Origin of the sequence: Nostoc flagelliforme FACHB-838 (assembly GCF_014698065.1) — a bacterium.
Lineage (GTDB): Bacteria > Cyanobacteriota > Cyanobacteriia > Cyanobacteriales > Nostocaceae > Nostoc > Nostoc flagelliforme_B.
In genome coordinates, this window is record NZ_JACJSI010000352.1 from 1 (window position 1) to 6,042 (window position 6,042).

The window sequence follows — 6,042 nt, forward strand, 5'->3', positions numbered from 1 at the left end:
TGGAGCTAACCGTGCCACACTAGGTTCCTTTGTTTTCAGCCTAAACTGCTTTGACTCTACTTTCTTAGTTTCTCACAATAATGCTTGGTTTATTTCCGCCGTGCTGTACTAGTTTTCTGATGTGAGTTTTTCTAACTCATCCAAAAGCTTCAATATTCGCGTTCGATTCTTCTGAACACTGACTCCTTTATTTTTTTGTAGTCGCTTGCTAATTTCGACTAATCGTTTAGCTAAAACTCTATCTTGGGTTGTTTCTGTTTCAGGTGTTAGTTCTTTTATTTTCGTCTTGATTTCGCTCAAAGATAAATTTTCAGCAATAGCTATTTTGAGTAGTTCAGAACGTTGCTGTTCTGACTTAACTCGTGCAATTACTTGGGCTTTAGTGTACTCAATCTCGCCCCGCCTCAGTACAAAAAGAATATCTTCGGGAAGATTTAGCAAAGGAAGTCGGCTAGAGCGGAATGTTCCAGCATTGAAACGTCCTATTTGTGACAATACTGTTTCAATCTGCTCAAGTTGAATCAGAACGTTCTGATTCAATTCAATACCTCTTTGTTTAGCGTTGAAAGACTGGTGCAACATAGATACAACTTCACTCGGTTCTATTTCTAAAGAAAACGACAGAATCTCTAGGACTGCCTCAGTTTCTTCTATTGGATTAAGGTCTTCCCGTTGTAAGTTCTCCATCAAAGCTACTTGGAGAGCTTGTTTATCATCCAAGTCATGAGAGACAATTGGGATTTCACTTAGCCCCACCTCACGCGCAGCCCGTAGCCTTCGTTCACCAGCTACCAGCTCGTACTCTCCATCATGCAGTGGACGAACCAGCACTGGTTCCAAAATGCCATGTTCTCTGACTGACTGTACTAATTGGGCTAACTTTTCCGGGTCGAAGTAGCGACGTGGTTGTTTGAGTGGTAATCGAATCTTTTCAATTGAAACTGTAGTAGAAGATGAGTTGGAAGAGCTACTAAGGTAGGCATCAACTGTATTTAGCTTTGGTGCTACCCGATTAGATTTTCTTGGTTGCATTAAACTTCCTCTAGTTTCTGAGCAATAGCTTCAAGGATTTGGACAGATGGGTGTTTAGGATCATAAACCGCCAAGGGCTGCCTTGCCATCGAAGCATCAGCAAAGCTAATTGTTCTAGGAATAGCCGGAAAAATTGGAGCTATAGGACTCAGTTGTTCATTAATGCCATCAAGAATAACTTTACCTTGGCTAGTACGGCTTTCGTGCATCATAGGCACTACACCAGCAATCGCCAGTCCAGGATTAATACGTTCTCTGACTTGGCGAATAGAATCTAGCAGCAGTTCTACGCCTAAAAAAGCTTTAAAGTGGGTTTGAATTGGTACAAGTACATGAGTGGAAGCTACCAAGCTCAGAATACTGAAAATTCCCAATGTGGGGGGGCAGTCAATCAGTACAAAGTCATAACTGTCTTGCACAGTTAATAATGTTTGCTTAAGTCTCCATTCACGAGCTATTACGGAATGAAGTTGTACCTCAACAGCACTCAAAATAATGTTGCTGGGAACTAAGTCTACATTGTGTAAATTATGGTGGAGCGGTAATGGAGCATCTTTTAACAAAGAATCAGCAATGGTTTGCTTCAACTCGAATGGTTCTAAACCCATAAAAGCAGTCAGCGATGCTTGAGGATCAATATCCACTAACAAAACTCGATGTCTCCGTTTAGCCAGCTGATAACCCAAATTCTGCGTTAGGGTGGTTTTACCAGTTCCACCAGCTTGATTAAAAAAAGAAATAATCTTAAGGGACACAGCGTTCACTGATGAAGCAACTTTCGTTAGTTAGCTTAAGCTATTGCTATTGATAATTATCTGGAATGTCACAATACTTACATACTTCCTTTCATAGGGTTTCCGTTCTTGCTCTAGTAATAGACTGCATTTAAATTGTGGCTATTTTGGCACTGTGGCATAGATATATGGAGGAGAAAAGAAAAAAGTGATCACTTCTGATGTCTACCGCTTAAGAGATGTAAGCGCATCTCTCATATCAAAATCATTTGCCTTTGAGATGAAAATAGTACACAAATTTTTGTTGTGGTTTAGGAAGAATCTGTTTTACTGTTCGTTCGACATCAACTTGGGTTTTACCACTAGCAATCGGCATAGCCTCAAAGAAAGCAAACCAGACATCATTTAAACCTATTTCTCGCCATTGCTTGCTATATTTTTTTGCATATATCTTACCTACCTCTTGGTAGTAAAGGTGCTTTATCTCGGAGCTTTTCTCCTTGAGAATCCGTATTTCATCCCAATGTTCTTCTAAATTTTTTTGACTTTTTAAATAAGTCTTTAACTTGGCAATTTCAGGCGATTCAATTTCTGACACAGAGGCGGTTAGGGAAGTTATAATACCAAACCTTGTCTTCGCTAACTCATAATTTTCTTTAAGTGAACCCTGTACACCACGGACAAAAAAGATGTTAGAAAACTTAAATATACCATCTGAGACAATTTTATCTTTGAAAGGTAGCAACACTGTCTCAACTAATCTTGGGAGGCTTGAACCAACTATTTCTTCAAATGGGCTATATAAGGACAGAACTCCATAAGCTTTAGGAGGCTCATCATTAGTCAGAAAAACTGTATACTTCTTCAAGTAACGAAAAACAAAAAATTTCCCTGGAATAAAGCCTTTCCAACTTTGAATAATAGAAATATTTTCCGGCGATAAAGTGTCTGTATTTTCTTGAATAAATCTATCAAAAAGTTCGGGATTTTGGTAAAGTTTATCTCGAATTTTTACTGTTGACTCAAAAGGATACCTTTCTATGTCCTCTGGCTTTTTTATACCAGGGGTTATCTGGAATTTTTGATTTGTGTAAACCAATAGGGGTTTAAAAAGGCTAAAGAAATAGTCGGCTTCTTCTTGCGGTAGCTGCATCTATAAAATCGATTCAGAATCTCCTTTTAATTAGGCTACCTTGTTTAGTAAAGAGACTCAATGCCCAACGTCAGATCAATATTTAGTTAGTAGTTACACAAATTTAGTCAAACGTGTAATCGATGCCTCAAAGTCTTCTAGATTCATTGATGTCTACAGCGTTCGCCTAACACTACCTCAGATGGTAGTGAGCCACGCTCATTTGATTGTTACCTCGCTTTCGCCACTACCGCCATAAAAATACCCCCATATTCTGGGGGCAATTTATGTGGTTGATGTGACTAAAAGGACACAATTGAATAATGAGAGTTCGCTATAAGGATTTCTGTATATATGCCCATCTTACAATGAGCTATTGGTGGATGTCTTCGGTGATCACCTTTTCTTCAAAATCGCTTCACAACAACTTTTCAATAAAATCGCTATTTACACTGTTAATCAGTGCTTACTTCCATTGACAGCTTTTTCAAATCCTCAATCCGACAACACCCCCGCTTCCAAAGCCGTCTTTGAGTATTGTCTACAGGATGGTAATAAGCCCAAATACTTCCATCTGGTGCTGAATATAAGGAGACAATAAAAACCTTTTGTATACCAAAGTTACAGGTACTTACCTCAATCTTTTCTTTGACAGTAAAAGTCTGTCCTGAACTATTAGTTGCTGTTGATAATTTTTTATAGGCTGGTTTATTCGCTAATTTCGGTTGCTCCAAATCTAATTCCAATTGCCCATCTTCATCAGATGTACTTTCAATATTTGCAGTTGATGATGATAAATTAACTGGTGCGGCTTCGAGAGTTTGAGGGAAATCTAACTGTTCATTCTCTGCTTCTATTGTTTGAGGCACAGCGTCATAACTCAGGGCAGAGCTACTGTTTAATTCGGAAACTTCAATGCTTTTACTCTGGTTATTATTTACTTCTAATTCCGGCTCAACTGGCTGATTTTCTGTTGGTAGTGCAGTTGATGGTGATCCAGATTGTGCAGAGTTATTATCGTCAGTGGCAGTAGATTTTTGCTTGACGACACGCAAAATGGCAGATTTATTTGGCGCGGCATCTGATGGTGATGGTGAACTATTCGTCTTGGGGGATTTACGTTTAGGCATAATAAATTCTTGGCAGCAATGCACTCTGAAACGTTGATTAAATCAGTAATTAAGAAGAGAATGATTACAGTTTTCTGTCAGTTTAGCTTTCAGTTAACTCAGTAGTATATTCAGCCGTGTTGGTTGATATATCTTGAGTTGAGGATTGCTCACGCTTCTTTTCTTTAATGCACTCCCCTGATTGAATTACTAAGCTAGTCCCGACACGTCGCACTTGAAAATTCCAGAATTGCTTAATCGATTTAGGTGGTAAAAACCCTTGGAGCCTCAGTTTAAAATACTTGGGTGGGTCAAAATTCATCCGAATACTTCGTTCGATTTTGACTTCTACTATCCCTTTTTCTAAGTCTTCGTATACAACTAGTCCTTGTACAGAAAAGTTATCAGCTAGTAACTGCAATTCTGTCTTAACTGAGTCGGTATACTCTCTGGGGGTGCGAACATTTACTAAACTCACCGAAAGTTTTGTCAGAGAATTTTCATATCGGGTTCTGGGGTAAACAGTCCACAAGTAATCAAGTGATAAATCAAGTTGAGCGTGTTGAACTATTTTAGATGCTCTCTTTTGGAGAATGGCATTGAGTATTACACCGTCAGCAGTTATTAGTTGCCCTTCATAAATAAGCTCATGACTTGGAACATACCTTCCCCACAGCCGCCCAATTGCACGATATTGTAGAGAATCTGTAGGCGTTATCGGTTGATTATTGACTGGTAACTGCTGTGTGTCGGTAGTAATGATCATGCTGACAATCTTGAATATATATATGAAAACATTAACGTTTGGAAAAGCGATCGCTTTTAAAGAAAACTGAGATCGCCAAGGAAGTCTGTCTATGAACTTGCGCCAGCTTCAGCCACAGCCGCCTCTACATCTGGCTTAACTTCCTTTGATTTTTTCTCAAAAATTTGAATTCCGGCATCAACCACCTCAAAACCATTCTCAGTCCGTTGACCAAGCTTGCCCGAAACTGCCCCAGCCCAGTCTGCAAATTCTGAGGCGCTAGTTTCAGCCTTACGCCAACTTTTTGCATTAACTTGAGCGGTGAAGACTATGCCGTTCTGGTCAGTTAACTCGATTGCAACTTTTTTATTTTCTGCTGGTGTCGCTGTTGGTAGTGAGCCACTAAATTTTATTGTCACTTCGCTTTTGACTTCCATCGCTTCCCCTGACTCATTATCAATTTCATTTTCTTTGCTCCTGATCTTATCGTTGATTAGGTTGACTACGACTCTTCTAGGTGCGCGGTATATATCCGTTCGGACAAAGCACGAGCGCTTGCTAATTGAGAATGCAAAACTGCTCTCAAGTTTTGACAAGAGAGCAGTAGCAGCAAAGGGTATTGAGCCGAGATACGTGTAAAAACCTGCAAGATGGTCTGGAAACTCTTGCTCTATAAAGGTTTCAGGAATTTTTACGTAAAATTTACAGGGAAGCGCAAATCTTGGGTATGTATCGCTACAAAAACAGGAGTTTTTATTAATTTTATTTACAGGTTTTACAGGTTGAACGATGAATATCTTTCGCAGTAAAACCCCTGTAAATCTTACAGGCAATGGATTACAGCCCCAAGTATTAGCCTCCTACCACAGAGTATTTATAATTCTCTTGGGTAGGCGAAAAGCAATTATTGACCTCAGACTACAAGTATCTTCAGGCAAAATCCTACTTTCGCTTCAAAAAAGCTCAAACTTATATACAGCAAGTCTTTTCAGACCATCTTGCTGCTTTTTACTTGTATCTCGGCTCAATACCCAAAGCGCGATAAATTTACATGGGGCTTCATAGATTCAATGCCCCGGTTACTGTATAGGTGGTTCGGTATTGTTACATAGACAGCTTACATGGTCACAAGTTCCGAAAAAGAAAGATTCGTGATCAACTAAACAGCTGATCCATTAAATCAACTGATTCTTCACCAGCAATCAAACTTGAGTGCGGAGTTTCTGCTTGCTCAACAGTTGATGGCGTTTCGGGTGATAGCTTCTGGCTATCCCCAGGTGTGTCGTTAAG

At 39.5% G+C, this 6,042-nt stretch carries 6 protein-coding genes; all 6 read right to left on the minus strand.

The features are described from left to right. Window positions 1-108 precede the first annotated feature (108 nt). A complete protein-coding gene (locus H6G97_RS43410) occupies window positions 109-1,032 on the minus strand; it encodes a ParB/RepB/Spo0J family partition protein (protein WP_190946699.1) in 924 nt (307 codons plus the stop codon). Next, window positions 1,032-1,787, minus strand: a complete 756-nt coding sequence (locus tag H6G97_RS43415; RefSeq protein ID WP_190946700.1) for an AAA family ATPase — start codon at window positions 1,785-1,787, stop codon at window positions 1,032-1,034. The genes H6G97_RS43410 and H6G97_RS43415 overlap by 1 nt, the downstream gene beginning before the upstream one ends. 244 nt (window positions 1,788-2,031) lie before the next feature. Next, entirely contained in the window at window positions 2,032-2,919 is an 888-nt protein-coding gene (locus H6G97_RS43420; RefSeq protein WP_190946701.1) for a hypothetical protein, read from the minus strand. Between the two features lie 434 nt (window positions 2,920-3,353). Then, window positions 3,354-4,028, minus strand: a complete 675-nt coding sequence (locus H6G97_RS43425) for a hypothetical protein (RefSeq protein WP_190946702.1) — start codon at window positions 4,026-4,028, stop codon at window positions 3,354-3,356. Between the two features lie 82 nt (window positions 4,029-4,110). Beyond that, window positions 4,111-4,773 carry a hypothetical protein gene (locus H6G97_RS43430; protein ID WP_190946703.1) on the minus strand — a complete coding sequence of 221 codons (663 nt, stop codon included), beginning with the start codon at window positions 4,771-4,773 and terminating at the stop codon, window positions 4,111-4,113. Between the two features lie 89 nt (window positions 4,774-4,862). Next, window positions 4,863-5,189 carry a hypothetical protein gene (locus H6G97_RS43435; protein WP_190946704.1) on the minus strand — a complete coding sequence of 109 codons (327 nt, stop codon included), beginning with the start codon at window positions 5,187-5,189 and terminating at the stop codon, window positions 4,863-4,865. Window positions 5,190-6,042: the final 853 nt, after the last annotated feature.

What these genes read in the sequence shown, in the direction of transcription:
- H6G97_RS43410 (WP_190946699.1), bottom strand. Translation starts at nt 1,032, where the DNA reads ATGCAACCAAGAAAATCTAATCGGGTAGCACCAAAGCTAAATACAGTT.
- H6G97_RS43420 (WP_190946701.1), bottom strand. Translation starts at nt 2,919, where the DNA reads ATGCAGCTACCGCAAGAAGAAGCCGACTATTTCTTTAGCCTTTTTAAA.
- H6G97_RS43425 (WP_190946702.1), bottom strand. Translation starts at nt 4,028, where the DNA reads ATGCCTAAACGTAAATCCCCCAAGACGAATAGTTCACCATCACCATCA.
- H6G97_RS43430 (WP_190946703.1), bottom strand. Translation starts at nt 4,773, where the DNA reads ATGATCATTACTACCGACACACAGCAGTTACCAGTCAATAATCAACCG.
- H6G97_RS43435 (WP_190946704.1), bottom strand. Translation starts at nt 5,189, where the DNA reads ATGGAAGTCAAAAGCGAAGTGACAATAAAATTTAGTGGCTCACTACCA.